Raw genomic sequence first — 16,402 nt, 5'->3', positions numbered from 1 at the left:
ACGGGTCAGTTGCCGAACGCCGCGTCGAAGGAGGCCGACGGCGGCTCGAAGTCGTATGCCTTGAGACGGGTCAGCGCCTCCGGGGCCCCCTGGAGCCGGTCCATGCCGGCGTCCTCCCACTCCACGGAGATGGGGCCCTGGTAGTCGATGGAGCGCAGCATCCGGAAGACGTCCTCCCAGGGGACGTCGCCGTGCCCGGCCGACACGAAGTCCCAGCCCCGGCGGGGGTCCCCCCAGGGCAGGTGGGAGCCGAGGCGGCCGTTGCGGCCGTCGAGGCGCTTGCGGGCCTCCTTGCAGTCGACGTGGTAGATGCGGTCGCGGAAGTCCCACAGGAAGCCGACGGGGTCGAGGTCCTGCCACACGAAGTGCGACGGGTCGAAGTTCAGGCCGAAGGCGGGGCGTCCCCCGACCGCCTCCAGCGCCCGCCAGGTCGTCCAGTAGTCGTAGGCGATCTCGCTGGGATGGACCTCGTGCGCGAACCGCACGCCCTCCTCGTCGAAGACGTCCAGGATGGGGTTCCAGCGTGTCGCGAAGTCCTCGTAGCCGCGCTCGATCATCGACTCGGGCGCCGGCGGGAACATGGCGACGAGGTGCCAGATCGCGGAGCCGGTGAAGCCGATGACGGTGTTCACGCCGAAGGCGGCCGCGGCGCGCGCGGTGTCGGCCATCTCGGCGGCGGCCCGCTGCCGTACGCCTTCCGCGTCGCCGTCGCCCCAGATACGGGCGGGGAGAATGGACTGGTGGCGTTCGTCGATGATGGCGTCGCAGACGGCCTGGCCGACCAGGTGGTTGGAGATGGCCCAGCACTTGAGGCCGTACTTGTCGAGCAGCGCCTTGCGGGAATCGATGTACGTCGGGTCCGCGAGGGCCTTGTCGACCTCGAAGTGGTCGCCCCAGCAGGCGAGTTCGAGGCCGTCGTAGCCGAAGTCGCGGGCGAGCCGGCAGACCTCCTCCAGCGGCAGGTCGGCCCACTGGCCGGTGAAGAGCGTGAATGTGCGCGGCATTCTCGTCGGCCTCCTCAGACCGCTATGGGCGTGTAGACGGAGTTCTTCTCGGCGCTCTCCTCCACCGCCGCCAGTACGCGCTGCACCTGCAGCCCGTCGGCGAAGGAGGGTTCGGGCCGGCGGCCCTTTGAGATGGCGTGGACCAGGTCGCGGGCCTGGTGGACGAAGGTGTGCTCGTAGCCGAGGCCGTGGCCCGGGGGCCACCAGGCGTCCAGGTAGGGGTGGTCGGGTTCGGTGACGAGGATGCGGCGGAAACCGGCGTGGGCTCCGGGTTCCGTGCCGTCGTGGTAGGCGAGTTCGTTGAGGCGCTCCAGGTCGAAGGCCAACGAGCCGCGCTCGCCGTTGAGTTCGATGCGCAGGGCGTTCTTGCGGCCGGTGGCGTAGCGGGTGGCCTCGAAGGAGGCGAGGGCGCCGGAGGGGAAGCGGCCGGTGAACAGGGCGGCGTCGTCGACGGTGACCTGGCCGGTGGCGCCCTCGGCCGAGACGGCGGACAGCCCCTTCACGGCCCCGCCGGGCAGCGGGCGTTCCTTCACGAAGGTCTCCGTGAGAGCGGACACCCCGGTCAGCCGCTCCCCCGCCAGATACTGCGCGAGGTCGATGATGTGCGCGCCGAGGTCGCCGAGCGCGCCCGAGCCGGCCAGCTCCTTGCGCAGCCGCCAGGTCAGCGGGAACTCCGGGTTCACCAGCCAGTCCTGCAAGTACGTCACCCGCACATGCCGCAGGCTGCCGAGGCGGCCCTCGGCCACCATGCTGCGAGCCAGCGCGGTGGCGGGCACCCGGCGGTAGTTGAAACCGACCATCGACAACTGGCCGCGCTCGTAGGCTGCTTCGGCCGCCTCGACCATGGCCTCGGCCTCCTCCACGGTGTTGGCGAGAGGCTTCTCGCACAGGACGTGCTTGCCCGCGGCCAGTGCGGCGAGCGCGATTTCGGCGTGGCTGTCGCCCGGGGTGCAGATGTCGACGAGGTCGATGTCGTCCCGCTCGATCAGGGCACGCCAGTCCGTCTCGGCCGCCGCCCAGCCGTGCCGCTCGGCCGCCGCGCGCACGGCCGTCGCGTCCCGTCCGCAGATCGCGGCCAGCACCGGGCTGCGGGGCAGGTCGAAGACGCGGCCCGCGGTGCGCCAGCCCTGGGAGTGGGCGGCACCCATGAAGGCGTATCCGATCATGCCGACCCGCAGGGGTGGCCTGCCCGTCCCGACGTCTTCCGGCTTCTCGGCCGCCTCTGCCCCTTCTGACTGCTGCGGCTGTCCCATGCGGATGTCCTCCTCGTCGTCGTGGCGCGGTGGGGGGTGGAGCCCTGCCCCATGACCGGGTCGGCTCACGGGGCGGGACGCCTCACTTGAAGCCGGTGGACATGTACTGGTCGACGTTGGTCTTGTCGACGACCGCCGAGTAGAGCGTGATCGAGGCCGGGATCTCGAACTCGGCCATGCCGCCGATGCCCTTGCCCTGGCCCAGCGCACGGGCCAGGTCGATGGCGGAGGCGGCCATGGTCGGCGGGTACAGGACGGTCGCCTTGAGGACGCCGTTGTCCTGCTTGATGGCCTGGAAGGCGGACAGTGCGCCCGCGCCGCCGACCATCAGGAAGTCGTCGCGTCCGGCCTGCTCGATGGCGCGCAGGGCGCCCACGCCCTGGTCGTCGTCGTGGTTCCACACGGCGTCGAAGTCCGACTGGGCCTGCAGGAGTTGGGCCATCTTGGCCTGTCCGGACTCGACCGTGAACTCGGCCGCCTGACGGGCCACCTTCCTGATGTCGGGGTAGTTCTTCAGGGCGTCGTCGAAGCCCTGGGTGCGCTGCTTGGTCAGCTCCAGGTTGTCCAGGCCGGCCAGCTCGATGACCTTGGCGTTCGACTTCCCCTTGAGCTTCTCGCCGATGTAGTGGCCGGCGTTGAGACCCATCCCGTAGTTGTCGCCGCCGATCCAGCAGCGGTAGGCCTGCGGGGTGTTGAAGACCCGGTCGAGGTTGATCACCGGGATCCCGGCCCGCATCGCCTTCAGGCCGACCTGGGTGAGCGCCTTGCCGTCGGCGGGCAGCACCACCAGCACGTCGACCTTCTTGTTGATCAGCGTCTCGATCTGGCCGATCTGCGCGGCGGTGTCGTTCGACCCCTCGGTGATCTCCAGGGTGACGTCGGAGTACTTCTTCGCGCGGCTCTTGGCGTTGTCGTTGATGGCGTTGAGCCAGCCGTGGTCGGCCTGCGGTCCGGCGAAGCCGATGGTGACCTGCTTGCCGGGCTTGTCGTCGGCGGCCGGCTGGTCGTTCGCGGCCGGCTCGTCGTCGGACTCGTTGCTCGTGCAACCCACGAGGAGGGCACCCGCTCCTATGGCGGCGGATCCGAAGAGCAGCCCTCTGCGACTGGTGAGCTCTGGCATGGCGGTGAACCCTTTCCTCAGGTCGTGCTGAGAGAGAGCGGTACGACCCTCAGGTCGTGTTTGCGGTACGGCGCTGGACCAGCACGGCGGCGACGATGATCGCGCCCTTGGCGATCTGCTGGACGTCGCTCTGCAGGTTGTTCAGGGCGAAGATGTTGGTGATCGTGGTGAAGATCAGGACGCCGAGCACGGAGCCGGTGATGGTGCCGCGGCCCCCGCTGAGCAGCGTGCCGCCGATGATCGCGGCCGCGATGGCGTCGAGTTCGTAGAGGTTGCCGTTGGTGTTCTGGCCGGATCCGGCCAGGACGATGAGCAGGAATGCGGCGACGCCGCAGCACAGTCCGGACAGCAGGTAGAGGTAGAGCCGCTGGCGGCGGACGTCGATGCCGGCGAGCCGGGCCGCCTCCGCGTTGCCGCCGACGGCGACCGTGCGGCGCCCGAAGGTCGTGCGGTTCAGGATCAGCCAGCCGGTGATCGTCACGACCGCGAACACCATGACCAGCGGCGGAACGCCGAGCACATACGCGTCGCGTTCGCCGAGGTCCAGCACGGAGGTCACCGTGACGATCTGGGTCTTGCCGTCGGTGATCTGGAGCGACAGCCCGCGCGCGGAGGCCAGCATGGCGAGCGTGGCGATGAAGGGGACCATGCCGCCGTACGCGATCAGCAGTCCGTTGACCAGGCCGCAGCCGAGGCCGACGAGCACCGCGGTGAACAGGATGCCGCCGAAGCCGTACTCCTGGGTCGCGACCGTCGTGGCCCACACCGAGGAGAGCGCGACGATTGCACCGACGGAGAGGTCGATGCCGCCGGAGGTGATGACGAAGGTCATGCCGACGGTGACGACGCCGATCACGGACGCCTGGGTGAGGACGAGTTGGAGGTTGCGGGTGTCCAGGAACTCGTCCGGCTTGGTGATGCCGCCGATGATGATCAGTACGGCGAGGACGCCGAGCAGGGAGAGGGTGCGCACGTCGGCGCGGGCCGTCAGGCCCCGCCAGGCGGGCGGTGCGCCGGCCGACTGCACCTTGCCGGTGCTGTCCCGGGGCGGGGAGGCGTGCTGCGTCATGACGCCGGGCTTCCTTCCATGACGAGGTCGAGTACACGGTGTTCGTCGAGTTCGCGGGCGGGCGCCGTGTGAACGACACGGCCCTCGCGCAGCACCAGGACGCGGTCGGCGAGGCCCAGCACTTCGGGCACTTCGCTGGAGACGAGCAGGACGGCGAGGCCTTCGTCGGCCAACCGGCGTACGACTGCGTACAGTTCGGCGCGAGCGCCGACGTCGACGCCGCGGGTGGGTTCGTCGAGCAGCAGGACGCGGCAGCCGCGCAGCAGCCAGCGGGCCAGGACGGCCTTTTGCTGGTTGCCGCCGGAGAGGGTGCGGACCGGCACGTTCGGGTTGTCGGGCCGCAGCGACAGCTCGCGGGTCGCGGCCCGCGCGGCCCCCAGTTCGGCGGCCCGGTCGATCCAGCCGCCGCGCGAGAAGCGGGACATGGAGGAGACGGAGACGTTGCGGGTGACGGACTCCAGCATCAGCAGCGCCTGCGCCTTGCGCTCCTCGGGCGCAAGCCCGAGTCCGGCACGCACGGCGGCCCGCACACTCCCGGGTCTCAACGCCCGCCCGTCCACGAGGACTTGACCGGCGCTGGGCTTCCTGGCCCCGTAGATCGTCTCCAGGATCTCCGAGCGCCCCGAGCCCACCAGTCCGGCGAGCCCGACGATCTCACCGGGCCGCACGCTCAGGTCGAGGGGCTCGAACTCCCCGTCCCGGGCGAGCCCTCGGACCTCCAGCAGCGGCTTCCGGACCGCCGTCGCGTCCTCGGCCGGCCGCTCGGGAAAGACGTACTCGACGTTGCGTCCCGTCATCAGCGCCACGACCTCGCGCGTCGGCGTCGTCTTCGCCGGGAGCCCGCCCGCCACGGCCCGCCCGTCCTTCAGCACGGTCACCCGGTCGCCGATCCGGCGGATCTCCTCCAGCCGATGCGAGATGTAGACCACGGCGACGCCATCGGCGGTGAGATCGCCGACGATGCGGAAGAGGTTGTCGACCTCGTCCGGGTCGAGGGCGGCGGACGGCTCGTCCATCACGATCAGTCGTACGTCGTGGGAGAGCGCCCGCGCCATGGACACGATCTGCTGCTGCGCCGCCGACAACTCGCCGACCAGGCGCGCCGGATCGATCTCCGGATGGCCGAGTCGCTTGAGGAGCCGCGCCGTTGACGCCCGCGCGACCTTTGCGCGTACGACGAATCCGGCGGCCGTGGGTTCATGGCCGAGGTGGACGTTCTCCGCCACCGACAGGTGCTCCACCAGGTCGAGTTCCTGGTAGATGGTGGCGATGCCGAGGCGCATGGCGGCGATGGGCGAGCGGAGGGTGACCGCCTCGCCTCGCCAGTGGATCGCGCCGGTGTCGGGCTGGTGGGCGCCGGCCAGGACCTTGATGAGAGTGGACTTGCCGGCGCCGTTCTGGCCGAGCAGGCAGTGCACTTCACCGGCCTGGACGTCGAGGTCGACGCCGTCGAGGGCGCGGACTCCGGGGAACGACTTGGTGATGCCGGACATACTGAGCAGCGGTGGTTCTGATGCCATGAGGTCCCCTTGGCGGGCGTGCGGGCCGGTTCAGGGCAGGGCAGAGCAAGGCAGGGCAGGACGGAGCAAAATGACGCAGAGCCGGGCAATGCAGAGCCGGGCAATGCAGAGCTGAGCAGTGCAGAGCTGAGCAATGCGGGGTGGAACAGGGCAGGGCGGAGCAGCGCAGCGGGTCGTGCGGGTGAGCCGTGTCGAGCGAGTGGCTTACGCGGGTGAGAACAGGTGGTCGCTGATGAGCCGGGCCGCGCCGATGACTCCGGCGGTGGGGCCCAACTCCCCCAGAACGATGGGCAGGTTGCGGGTCGCCAGCGGCAGTGACTGGCGGTAGACCTGGGTGCGGATCGCGGCGAGCAGGGTGTGGCCGAGGCCGGTCACACCGCCGCCGATCACCACCAGGCCGGGGTTGAAGAAGCTGACGAGTCCGGCGATGACCTGGCCGACGCGGTTGCCGCCCTCGCGGATCAGGTCGAGGGCGGTGGCGTCACCCGCGGCGGCCGCGGCGGCGACATCGACTGCGGTCAGGGTGCCGTTCGCCGCCAGCCGCGAGGCGAGTTCCTCCGAGAGCCCCTGCTGGACCGCCTCCACCGCGTCCCGGGCGAGGGCCGCCCCGCTGAAGTGGGCCTCCAGGCAACCCCGGTTGCCGCAGGCGCAGGGGCGTCCGTCGGGCACGGCCTGGATGTGCCCGATGTCGCCCGCGCTGCCCGTGACACCGCGGTGGACGTCACCGCCCGCGACGATGCCGCAGCCGATACCGGTGCCGATCTTGACGCAGAGGAAGTCGCCCACGGAGCGTGCGACGCCCGCGTGCTGCTCCCCCATCGCCATGAGGTTCACGTCGTTGTCGACCATGACCGGGCAGCCGAGTTCCTGGCTGAGCGCCTCCCGCACCGGGAAGCCGTCCCAGCCCGGCATGATCGGCGGGGCCACCGGGACACCCTCGGGGAAGCGGACCGGTCCGGGGACGCCGATACCGGCGCCGTCGTACCCCTCCGCGAGCCCCGAGGCCCTCAACTTCGCTGCCATGGACAGGACTTGCTCGAAGACCGCGACCGGGCCCTCGCGGACGTCCATGGGCTGGTTGAGGTGTCCCAGGATCTCCAGTTCGGCGTTGGTGACGGCGACGTCGACCGAGGTCGCGCCGATGTCGACGCCGAGGAAGCGCAGCCCGGGGTTGAGCCTGACGTTGTGGGAGCGGCGGCCACCGCGCGAGGCGGCGAGTCCGTCGGCCACGACCAGGCCCGTCTCCAGCAGACGGTCCACCTCCACGGCCAGCTTGGACCGCGAGAGGTCGATCTGATCGCCCAGCTGGGCCCGGGAGTTGGGTCCTCCGTCGCGCAGCAGCTTGAGCAGCCGGGCCTGATGGGCGTTCGCGGGTCGCGCCGTCATGCGTCTCACGAGCCCCTCCCCGCCTCAATCGGCCTGCACGCGCCGGGTTTCGGCCACTTGCGTGGCCTGCTTTCGAGGGGAACGTAGCAGCGGCTGCCGGGAGTGGGAAGAAGTTGCGCAGAGATTGCCCTCAACTTTCTCCACTCACAGGACAAAGCCATGGCCCGACGCGTCCCGCACCTTTCCGCGCGTTGGTGCCCCCGGGTCTCAAGCCCTGCGGGCCCCCCTGCGGTCGGGCTCCCGGCCCTGCGGAGCCCCGGTGCAATCCGGCTCCCAGCCCTGCGGAGCCTGGCGGTCACAGGGCCCCCGTCCCCGCGGCGCCCTGGTGTCACAGCCCGCCCGCCCCGCAGGATGGGGCACGGCGCCGGGCTTCCGAGGCCGGGGGCTGGGAGAGGGGGATCAGGTGTTTCTGGTGACGGGTGCCACGGGGAACGTGGGTGCCGAAGTCGTCCGGGCGCTGACGGAGGCCGGGGAGCCGGTGCGTGCGATGAGCCGCTCCGGCCGGGCGGAGGGATTGCCGCCCCAAGTGGAGGCCGTGGCGGGCGACCTGAACCGGCCCGAGACCGTGCGGGACGCGCTCCACGGCGTACGGTCGCTGTTCCTGATGCCCGGCTACGAAGGGCAGAGCCGGATCCTGGCCGACGCGCGGGCGGCGGGCGTGGCGCACGTCGTGCTGCTGTCCGGGAAGTCGGCCGAGCTCGACGACGACAACGCGGTCACGCGCTATCTGCGGGCGGCCGAGTCGGAGGTGCGCGCGTCCGGGCTGTCGTGGTCCTTCGTGCGGCCGGTGAGCTTCATGTCCAACGCGCTGGCGCTGGCGGACCAGATCCGCGACGGCGACGAGGTGCGCGTACCGTTCCCCGGCGTGCGCACCGCGGACATCTCCCTGTACGACATCGCCCAGGTGGCCGCCCGCGCCCTCCGCTCGGCCGGGCACGAGGGCCGTGTCCACACGGTGACGGGGCCCGAATCCCTGCTGCCCTCGGACCGCGTCCGGATCCTCGGCGAGGCACTCGGCCGTGAACTGCGCACCGTCGGCCTCACGGACGACGAGGCACGCGCATCGATGGGCGCCCGCTTCCCGGCCCCGTACGTCGACGCGTTCTTCCGCTTCTTCGTCGACGGGATCCTGGACGAATCCCAGGTGTTGCCGACGGTCCAGGAAGTCACCGGGCAGGCACCGCGCACCTTCGAGCAGTGGGCGTGGGGGCACACGGCCGCGTTCTGAGAGAACCTCTCGGAACTGAGGACCTCTCGGAACTGAGGACCTCTCGGGACTGAGAACCTCTCGGGACTACGACCGCTGCCGTCCGTGATACGACCGCCGGGTGTGCTCCGTGTGCTCGCGCATCAGCTCCGTGGCCCGCTGCTCGTCCCGCTCGGTGATCGCGGCGATCATCCCGCGGTGCTCGGTCCAGGACTGTTGCCCGCGCTGGCGGGCGACGGGGGTGTAGTACCAGCGGACGCGCCGGTCGACCTGTGCGGCGAGCTCGGCGAGGACCGCGTTGCCCGCGAGTTCCATGATCTTCGCGTGGAAGCGGGCGTTGAGGGCGACGGCCGCGTCCACGTCGTCGGCGGCGACGGCCTTCTCGCCCTCCGTGCACAGCGATTCCAGGACCGCGATGCCGGCGCTGTCGGCGTGGGCGGCGGCGAGCCGGGCGGCCTCGGCCTCCAGGAGCGTACGGACGGTGAGCAGCTGGTCGGCCTCCTCCTCCGTCGGCTCGTGCACGAACGCGCCCTGCGCGGGCCGCAGATCGACCCAGCCCTCGGTGTTCAGCCGCTGCAGCGCCTCACGCACCGGCTGCCGTGACACACCGAGGTGGCCTGCCAGTTCGCTCTCGACGAGGTGCTGGCCCGGCTGAAGGGCGCGGGTGGTGATGAGTTCGAGCAGCGCCTCGTAGACGCGGTCGCGCAGCGGACCGGGCCGTTCGAGCTTGGGCACCGCACCCTGCGGCAGTCCTGTCGACAACATCGGTCCCCCTCCTGGGCGAACACCGGGCGGCGACTGCATCCGATAGCCGGCCGTCACTGTGGAAAGCCAGTATCGATTGTCTTTCGTCTACAGTCTACGGCGCACAAAGGCCAGGGTAACGCGGAGTCGGCCTCGTCACACGGGCGTCGCACGGACGACAGAGGGACACCAAAGGGACAGCAGAGGGGCAGCATGGGTCAGGGACAGCGGACGACCTGTCCCGCATACGACAGGTTCCCCCCGAACCCGAACAGCAGTACCGGATCTCCGGACGAGATCCGCCCCTGTTCCACGAGCTTGGAGAGCGCCAGCGGAATGCTCGCCGCCGAGGTGTTCCCGGACTCCGAGACATCGCGCGCGACCACGGCGTTGACGGCGCCGATCTTGACGGCAAGGGGCTCGATGATGCGCAGATTGGCCTGGTGCAGGACAACTGCGGCGAGGTCCTCGGGCGCGAGGCCGGACCGCTCGCAGGCCCTGCGGGCGATGGCCGGCAGCTGCGTCGTCGCCCAGCGGTAGACGCTCTGCCCTTCCTGCGCGAACCGCGCGGGCTGTCCCTCGATGCGCACCGCGTGCCCCATCTCGGGCACCGAACCCCACAACACGGGCCCGATGCCGGCCTCCTGGGACGCCTCCACGACGGCCGCGCCGGCCCCGTCCCCGACCAGCACACAGGTCGTACGGTCGCTCCAGTCGGTCACGTCGGACATCTTGTCGGCGCCGATCACCAGCGCCCGGGCCGCGGCGCCCGCGCGGACGGCGTGGTCGGCGGTGGCCAGGGCGTGGGTGAAGCCCGCGCAGACGACGTTGATGTCCATCGCGGCGGGCGACGGGATGCCGAGCCGGGCCGCGACCCGGGCGGCCATGTTCGGGGAGCGGTCGATGGCGGTGGAGGTGGCGACCAGGACCAGGTCGATGTCGCCGGGCGCGAGGCCCGCCGCCGCGAGCGCCTTGGCGGCGGCGTGGGCGGCCAGTTCGTCGACCGGTTCGTCGGGCCCGGCGATGTGGCGCGTACGGATGCCCACCCGGCTCGTGATCCACTCGTCGCTGGTGGCGACTATGCCGGCCAGGTCCTCGTTGGTGAGCACCTTGGCGGGCTGGTAGTGGCCGACAGCGGCGATGCGCGAGCCGTTCATGGGTGGATCCCCCTCGTTGCCTTGGGTAGCGGGATTCACCAGTCTGATCAGTGACTCACGAGTAGCGGTGCAGGTGATGGCACAGGATTGGGACCCCGGGGTTGTTGACTTCCCTCAGGCCGTCGTACGTCATAGCAGTCGGCCGCTCCGTCCTGGCAGTCGCCCGCCCCGTGCGGGAAGCCGCCGCACGGTGTGCGGCACCACCGAGGACGCCCCCTGTCACATGCCGAGGACGCACCCTGTCACATACACCGAGGGCCGCACCCTGTCACATACCGAGGGCCGCCGTCGCCCGGCGCACCGCCTCGATCACGGGGACGCCGACCTGACCGACCATGGCGGCGACTCCCGCGATGGCGCCCAGAGCACGGCGCAGTGTTCCGCGGTCGACGTTCTGGCCGTCTCCGATGGCACCCAGCGACTCGTCGACGACCTGCAGATCGGCGGGCGACAGCTCACCTCTCAGAGTCCGTACGGCGGTGACCATCTCCCGCAGTGCGGTGCGGGGGTCCACCGGAGCCTGGTTCTTGATCATGCCGACGTTGTGGTCACCGAACTGGGTGACCTCGTCGCCGAAGTGAATGCCGCCGCTCATCCCGCCGCCTTCCCCGTTCATATTCAGGCCACCTTGCCCACGTTCCGGTCGCCGAATTGCTGAATCTTGTCGCCGAGATGGAAGTTCTCGACCTGCATACTGAAAGCGGCCTGCGGATTGTCGATCGCGTCCATGATGTTGACGACGAGCTGGTCCACGAGATTCGGGTCGGCACTCACCAGCGCGGTGCGTGGAGTCCCCGCCGTTTCGATCACCAGGGCGAAATAGTGGCGCCTCAGCAGAACACTGAGGAGTTTCACGGTGGCGATGACGAGCACGCCGAGGGCGACGACGGTCGCAATGGTCAGGAAGCCCGGGCCCGCGTCCGAAAGGACCTGCTCCTCCCCCGACAGTGCCCTGGCCGCCACCCAGATGACCACGCAGAGCACAGCCTGCGAAAGGAAACGCCCCACCGCGGCGGCACGCGCGGGCACGATCTTGATGACCTGTGCCCGCGCGATGTTGTTCAGCGGATATGCCTCCGCGCCGATCCACAGAATACGGCGGCTGACGCGGACACTGATGACTTCTCTTTTGAATGCCACTGCGATTCCCCCGATTTCGCCGCGGCTGGTGCCGCGCGCGAACCAGGATCCTCCCGGAAGCCCGCCCCGACAACAGGATTCACGTTTTCGGGAACGACGACTTCCGCACCGGGCGGCCCACCGTCCTCATGTGTCAGACATCAGTTCCTCATCCGGTGAACAACTGCGTCGCCTTCTGTACGAGTTCGTACAGCCCGTAGGCGAGCGGTACTCCTACCCACACCCAGGCGAAGGCGATGAGCCCCCGCCGGCTAGGCGGGCTGCTGTCGCTGGACATCTGGGGCCTCCTTCGACTCCGGGGCGGGGATGTGGTGGCGGGGGTGGACGGGCCGGACGAGTTCGTTGGCGACGAAGCCGACCGCGAGCAGCCCGATCATGATGAACAGGGACATCGTGTACAGGGACGAGCCGTCCTTGCCGGCCTCCTCCTGCCGGTCGGCGATCCAGTTGATGATCAGCGGCCCGAGGACGCCGGCCGTGGACCAGGCGGTGAGCAGCCGGCCGTGGATGGCGCCCACCTGGTAGGTCCCGAAGAGGTCCTTCAGATACGCGGGGATCGTCGCGAAGCCGCCGCCGTAGAAGGACAGGATCACCAGCGCGCACAGGATGAACAGCGGCTTCGACGAGTCGCCGGCGAGCGCGATCAGCCCGTACATGAGGGCGCCCACGCCCAGGTACAGACGGTAGATGTTCTTGCGTCCGATCAGGTCGGAGGTCGACGACCAGCCGATGCGGCCCGCCATGTTGGCGGCGGACAGCAGGGCGACGAAGCCGGCGGCGGCCGACGCCGACACCGTTGTCGACGTGTTCGCGAAGAAGTCCGTGATCATCGGCGCGGCCTTCTCCAGAATGCCGATGCCCGCGGTCACGTTCATGCAGAGCACGACCCACAGACACCAGAACTGCGGTGTGCGTACGGCGTTGCGGGCGGACACCTGCGGTCCGTCGAAGACGCTGGGCCCGTCGCTCACCGGCTTCTCGGTGCGCGGCACCCGGATCAGCAGCACACCGAGCAGCATGAAGACGGCGTACGACAGCCCGTGCACCAGGAACGCCATCGCGATCCCGGTGCTGTCACTGCCGAACGACTCCAGCATCTGTGCCGACCAGGGCGAGGCGATCAGCGCGCCGCCGCCGAAGCCCATGATGGCGATGCCGGTGGCCATGCCGGGCCGGTCCGGGAACCACTTGATCAGTGTCGAGACCGGCGAGATGTAGCCGATGCCGAGGCCGATCCCGCCGACGAAGCCGTAGCCGAGGACGATCAGCCAGTACTGCTCGGTGGCCGCGCCGAGCGCGGAGAGCAGGAAGCCGGACGAGAAGCAGATCAGGGCGACGGTCATCGCCCAGCGCGGCCCGTTGCGCTCCACCAGCGTGCCGCCGAACGCGGCCGACAGACCGAGCATGACGATGCCGAGTTGGAACGGCAGGGCGCTCTGTGTGCCGCTGAGGCCGAGCGCGGACTCGAGCGGCGGCTTGAACACACTCCAGGCGTAGGCCTGGCCGATGGACAGATGGACCGACAGAGCGGCGGGCGGAACCAGCCAGCGGCTCCATCCCGGAGGAGCGACAGGGGGACTCATGATCCCGAACGGTAGGGAGGAGCAGCACAGTTGAGAAGGCGGCGCGTCGACCGTATGCGATGAACGGTATGCCGGGCGCGACGAACGGTCGAACGCCGTACGGAAAGCCGTGGGGAAGGCCGTGGGGAAGGCCGTGGGGAACGCCGTGTCGAACGCTGTGCGCGAACCCTTGCTGACCCTTCATCCATACTGTAGACAATATTCCGTCGACAGGATTCGGCAGCAGCTTCCCGGCCAGTCGGCGCTTCCCAGCCACCTCCGCGGTACTCCCTCGACCGAACGGAGCGTTCCGAAGTGAAAGTTGCAGTCCTCGGCGCCGGTGCGATCGGCGCCTACGTCGGAGCCGCACTGCATCGCGCCGGCGCCGACGTGCACCTCATCGCCCGTGGACCGCATCTGGCGGCCATGAGGCAGCACGGGGTGCGGGTGCTCAGCCCGCGCGGCGACTTCACCGCCCGCGCACACGCGACCGACGACCCGGCCGACATCGGCCCGGTCGACTACGTCTTCCTGGGCCTGAAGGCCAACTCGTACGCGGCGTGCGGGCCGCTCATCGAGCCCCTTCTGCACGACACCACGGCGGTCGTCGCGGCCCAGAACGGCATCCCCTGGTGGTACTTCCACCGGCACGGTGGTCCGCACGACGGCCACCGCGTCGAGAGTGTGGACCCGGACGGCGCGGTCAGTGCGGCGCTCGCGCCCGAACGGGCCGTCGGCTGTGTCGTATACGCGGCCACCGAGCTCGAAGGGCCGGGCGTCGTACGGCACTTGGAAGGCACCCGGTTCTCCGTCGGCGAGCCCGACCGCAGCGTCTCCGGGCGCTGTCTCGCGCTCAGCGAGGCCATGGTCGCCGGCGGCCTCAAGTGCCCGGTGGAGCCCGACCTGCGCAACGACATCTGGCTCAAACTGCTCGGCAACATCTCCTTCAACCCGATCAGCGCGCTGGCCCGCGCCACCATGCGGCAGATGTGCCTGCACGGCGGCACCCGCAAGGTCATCGAGATCATGATGACCGAGACGCTCTCGGTCGCCGAGGCCCTCGGCTGCGAGGTCGGTGTGTCCATCGAGCGCCGGCTCGCGGGCGCGGAGCGGGTCGGCGACCACCGCACCTCCACGCTCCAGGACCTGGAGCGCGGCAAGCCGCTCGAACTCGACGTACTCCTCGCGGCCGTCGTCGAGTTGGCGGAGATCACCGGCGTGCCGGTGCCCACCCTGCGCACCGTGCACGCCATCTCGGACCTGCTCGCGCTGAGGAGCGCCGCATGAAATCTGACGAACGCCGCACGAGGAAACGCGACCGGACCCCGAAGACCTACACCCGGCTCACCCGTCCCCTCGTCCGGGACTCCCGCGACGAGCCCTTCCGGCCGGCGAGCTGGGAGGAGGCACTGGACCGTGCCGCCCACGGACTGGCGGCGGCCCGCGGCGCGTTCGGCATGTTCTCCTGCGCCCGCGCGACCAACGAGATGAACTACGTCGCCCAGAAGTTCGCCCGCGTCGTGATGGGCACCAACAACGTCGACTCCTGCAACCGCACCTGCCACGCCCCGAGCGTGGCGGGCCTTTCGGCGGCCTTCGGCTCGGGCGGGGGCACCTCGTCGTACGAGGAGATCGAGCACACCGACGTCATCGTGATGTGGGGTTCCAACGCCCGCTTCGCGCATCCGATCTTCTTCCAGCACGTACTGAAGGGGATCAGGAACGGCGCCCGGATGTACGCCGTCGACCCGCGCCGCACCTCCACCGCCGAGTGGGCGGAGAGCTGGCTCGGGCTGAACGTCGGCACCGACATCCCGATGGCGCACGCGATCGGCCGCGAGATCATCCACGCGGGCCTCGCGAACGAGGCGTTCATCGAGCGGGCGACGAGCGGCTTCGAGGAGTACAAGGCGCTGGTCGAGCCGTGGACGCTGTCCCTCGCCGAGAAGGTGACGGGCGTACCGGCCGCCGCCATACGGGAGTTGGCGCACGCCTACGCCCGCGCCGAGCGCGCCCAGCTGTGCTGGACCCTCGGCATCACCGAGCACCACAACGGCACCGACAACGTCCGCGCACTGATCAACCTCTCCCTGCTGACGGGGCACGTGGGGCGCTACGGCTCGGGGCTCCAGCCCCTGCGCGGCCAGAACAACGTGCAGGGCGGCGGCGACATGGGCGCGATCCCCAACCGTCTGCCCGGCTTCCAGGACATCCTCGACCCCGGCTCCCGCCTGAAGTTCGAGTCGGCCTGGGACACCGTCATCCAGCCGCACTACGGGCTCAACCTCACCGAGATGTTCGAGGCGATGGAGGAGGGCACGCTCAAGGCCGTCTACTGCATCGGCGAGAACCCGGCGCAGTCGGAGGCCGACAGCGAGCAGGCCGTACGGCGCATGCGGCAGCTGGACTTCCTCGTCGTCCAGGACATCTTCCTCACGAAGACGGCACAGCTGGCCGACGTCATCCTCCCCGCGACCGCCGGGTGGGCGGAGACCGACGGCACGACCACCAACAGCGAGCGGCGGGTTCAGCGGGTGCGACGGGCCGTCACGCCGCCCGGCGAGGCGCGCGAGGACATCGACATCATCTGCGAGCTGGCGGCCCGGCTCGGCCACGAGTGGAAGTACGCCGACGCCGAGGCGGTGTGGAACGAGCTCAGGTCCGTCTCGCCGGACCACTACGGGATGACGTACGAACGCCTGGCGGAGCACCAGGGCATCCAGTGGCCGTGCCCGACCACCGACGGGCTCGAACCGACCTACCTGCACGGCCGGTTGTGGGAGAAGGATCCGGCGAAGCGCGGGATGCCGGCGCCCTTCGGGATCGTCCAGCACGATCCGCCGGTCGACCTCACCGACGAGGAGTACCCGATCCGGCTCACCACCGGACGGCGGCTCGACTCCTACAACACCGGTGTGCAGAGCGGGAGTTTCGCCTCCCCGCTGCGCCGCGGCGAGTTCGTCGAGCTGTGCCCGGAGGACGCCGAGCGGTACGGGGTCGTGGTCGGCGAGGAGGTCCGGGTGAGTTCGCGGCGCGGGTCGGTCGTCGCGCCGGTGTGGATCGACACCGCGCTGCGGCCCGGGCTGGCCTTCATGACCATGCACTTTCCCGACGAGGTGGACACCAACCAGCTGACGATCGAGGCGAACTGCCCGATCGCGGGGACGGCGGAGTTCAAGGCGTCGGCGATCCGGATCGAGAAGCTCCCCGTCGTGACCGTAGTGACGAACGTGAGGTGAC

The 16,402-nt window shown here is 70.0% G+C and carries 15 protein-coding genes; 3 read left to right on the top strand and 12 right to left on the bottom strand.

The features are described from left to right. Positions 1 to 5 precede the first annotated feature (5 nt). The 6 genes from AB5J49_RS40235 to AB5J49_RS40210 all read right to left on the bottom strand — a co-directional run bounded on the left by AB5J49_RS40235 (position 6) and on the right by AB5J49_RS40210 (position 7,352). Entirely contained in the window at positions 6 to 1,004 is a 999-nt protein-coding gene (locus AB5J49_RS40235) for a sugar phosphate isomerase/epimerase family protein (protein WP_369173826.1), read from the bottom strand. A gap of 14 nt (positions 1,005 to 1,018) precedes the next feature. After that, the gene (locus AB5J49_RS40230; protein WP_369173825.1) at positions 1,019 to 2,257 is read right to left on the bottom strand and encodes a Gfo/Idh/MocA family protein; all 1,239 of its coding nucleotides are present in this window, start codon (positions 2,255 to 2,257) and stop codon (positions 1,019 to 1,021) included. An 82-nt stretch (positions 2,258 to 2,339) separates the two neighbouring features. After that, on the bottom strand, positions 2,340 to 3,377 hold the full coding sequence (locus AB5J49_RS40225) for a substrate-binding domain-containing protein (protein WP_369173824.1): 1,038 nt from the start codon (positions 3,375 to 3,377) through the stop codon (positions 2,340 to 2,342). A gap of 49 nt (positions 3,378 to 3,426) precedes the next feature. Then, complete coding sequence (locus AB5J49_RS40220) at positions 3,427 to 4,446, bottom strand: ABC transporter permease (protein ID WP_369173823.1); 1,020 nt, start codon at positions 4,444 to 4,446, stop codon at positions 3,427 to 3,429. Continuing rightward, positions 4,443 to 5,966 carry a sugar ABC transporter ATP-binding protein gene (locus tag AB5J49_RS40215; RefSeq protein WP_369173822.1) on the bottom strand — a complete coding sequence of 508 codons (1,524 nt, stop codon included), beginning with the start codon at positions 5,964 to 5,966 and terminating at the stop codon, positions 4,443 to 4,445. Before AB5J49_RS40215 ends, AB5J49_RS40220 begins: the two co-directional genes overlap by 4 nt. Before the next feature lie 204 nt (positions 5,967 to 6,170). Then, a complete protein-coding gene (locus AB5J49_RS40210) occupies positions 6,171 to 7,352 on the bottom strand; it encodes an ROK family protein (protein WP_369175414.1) in 1,182 nt (393 codons plus the stop codon). A 412-nt stretch (positions 7,353 to 7,764) separates the two neighbouring features. Here AB5J49_RS40210 and AB5J49_RS40205 point away from each other — a divergent pair, with 412 nt between their 5' ends. Next, positions 7,765 to 8,580 carry an NAD(P)H-binding protein gene (locus AB5J49_RS40205; protein ID WP_369173821.1) on the top strand — a complete coding sequence of 272 codons (816 nt, stop codon included), beginning with the start codon at positions 7,765 to 7,767 and terminating at the stop codon, positions 8,578 to 8,580. Positions 8,581 to 8,646: 66 nt separating this feature from the next. Here AB5J49_RS40205 and AB5J49_RS40200 read toward each other — a convergent pair whose 3' ends face one another. The 6 genes from AB5J49_RS40200 to AB5J49_RS40175 form a co-directional block, all read right to left on the bottom strand. After that, positions 8,647 to 9,324 carry a GntR family transcriptional regulator gene (locus tag AB5J49_RS40200; protein ID WP_369173820.1) on the bottom strand — a complete coding sequence of 226 codons (678 nt, stop codon included), beginning with the start codon at positions 9,322 to 9,324 and terminating at the stop codon, positions 8,647 to 8,649. A gap of 197 nt (positions 9,325 to 9,521) precedes the next feature. Then, positions 9,522 to 10,460 carry a beta-ketoacyl-ACP synthase III gene (locus AB5J49_RS40195; protein ID WP_369173819.1) on the bottom strand — a complete coding sequence of 313 codons (939 nt, stop codon included), beginning with the start codon at positions 10,458 to 10,460 and terminating at the stop codon, positions 9,522 to 9,524. 268 nt (positions 10,461 to 10,728) lie between these two features. Further along, entirely contained in the window at positions 10,729 to 11,076 is a 348-nt protein-coding gene (locus AB5J49_RS40190) for a hypothetical protein (RefSeq protein ID WP_369173818.1), read from the bottom strand. Positions 11,077 to 11,078: 2 nt separating this feature from the next. Then, the gene (locus AB5J49_RS40185; RefSeq protein WP_369173817.1) at positions 11,079 to 11,600 is read right to left on the bottom strand and encodes a DUF6232 family protein; all 522 of its coding nucleotides are present in this window, start codon (positions 11,598 to 11,600) and stop codon (positions 11,079 to 11,081) included. Between the two features lie 148 nt (positions 11,601 to 11,748). Then, positions 11,749 to 11,877: a hypothetical protein gene (locus tag AB5J49_RS40180; protein WP_274245889.1), complete on the bottom strand. Its 129-nt coding sequence runs from the start codon at positions 11,875 to 11,877 to the stop codon at positions 11,749 to 11,751. Further along, on the bottom strand, positions 11,852 to 13,183 hold the full coding sequence (locus AB5J49_RS40175; RefSeq protein ID WP_369173816.1) for an OFA family MFS transporter: 1,332 nt from the start codon (positions 13,181 to 13,183) through the stop codon (positions 11,852 to 11,854). Before AB5J49_RS40175 ends, AB5J49_RS40180 begins: the two co-directional genes overlap by 26 nt. Positions 13,184 to 13,477: 294 nt before the next feature. Between AB5J49_RS40175 and AB5J49_RS40170 the strand changes: the two genes are divergently transcribed. Both AB5J49_RS40170 and AB5J49_RS40165 read left to right on the top strand, forming a co-directional pair. Beyond that, positions 13,478 to 14,449, top strand: a complete 972-nt coding sequence (locus tag AB5J49_RS40170; RefSeq protein WP_369173815.1) for a 2-dehydropantoate 2-reductase — start codon at positions 13,478 to 13,480, stop codon at positions 14,447 to 14,449. Next, entirely contained in the window at positions 14,446 to 16,401 is a 1,956-nt protein-coding gene (locus AB5J49_RS40165; RefSeq protein WP_369173814.1) for a molybdopterin oxidoreductase family protein, read from the top strand. The genes AB5J49_RS40170 and AB5J49_RS40165 overlap by 4 nt, the downstream gene beginning before the upstream one ends. Position 16,402: the final 1 nt, after the last annotated feature.

Origin of the sequence: Streptomyces sp. R28, assembly GCF_041052385.1 — a bacterium.
In the GTDB taxonomy this organism is placed as follows: domain Bacteria; phylum Actinomycetota; class Actinomycetes; order Streptomycetales; family Streptomycetaceae; genus Streptomyces.
Note: the sequence above shows the minus strand (reverse complement) of the source record. Positions and strands in the feature narration are given on the sequence as shown.

Coding starts and splice junctions, on each gene's coding strand:
- AB5J49_RS40235 (WP_369173826.1), bottom strand. CDS start 1,004: ATGCCGCGCACATTCACGCTCTTCACCGGCCAGTGGGCCGACCTGCCG.
- AB5J49_RS40230 (WP_369173825.1), bottom strand. CDS start 2,257: ATGGGACAGCCGCAGCAGTCAGAAGGGGCAGAGGCGGCCGAGAAGCCG.
- AB5J49_RS40225 (WP_369173824.1), bottom strand. CDS start 3,377: ATGCCAGAGCTCACCAGTCGCAGAGGGCTGCTCTTCGGATCCGCCGCC.
- AB5J49_RS40220 (WP_369173823.1), bottom strand. CDS start 4,446: ATGACGCAGCACGCCTCCCCGCCCCGGGACAGCACCGGCAAGGTGCAG.
- AB5J49_RS40215 (WP_369173822.1), bottom strand. CDS start 5,966: ATGGCATCAGAACCACCGCTGCTCAGTATGTCCGGCATCACCAAGTCG.
- AB5J49_RS40210 (WP_369175414.1), bottom strand. CDS start 7,352: ATGACGGCGCGACCCGCGAACGCCCATCAGGCCCGGCTGCTCAAGCTG.
- AB5J49_RS40200 (WP_369173820.1), bottom strand. CDS start 9,324: ATGTTGTCGACAGGACTGCCGCAGGGTGCGGTGCCCAAGCTCGAACGG.
- AB5J49_RS40195 (WP_369173819.1), bottom strand. CDS start 10,460: ATGAACGGCTCGCGCATCGCCGCTGTCGGCCACTACCAGCCCGCCAAG.
- AB5J49_RS40190 (WP_369173818.1), bottom strand. CDS start 11,076: ATGAACGGGGAAGGCGGCGGGATGAGCGGCGGCATTCACTTCGGCGAC.
- AB5J49_RS40180 (WP_274245889.1), bottom strand. CDS start 11,877: ATGTCCAGCGACAGCAGCCCGCCTAGCCGGCGGGGGCTCATCGCCTTC.
- AB5J49_RS40175 (WP_369173816.1), bottom strand. CDS start 13,183: ATGAGTCCCCCTGTCGCTCCTCCGGGATGGAGCCGCTGGCTGGTTCCG.
- AB5J49_RS40165 (WP_369173814.1), top strand. CDS start 14,446: ATGAAATCTGACGAACGCCGCACGAGGAAACGCGACCGGACCCCGAAG.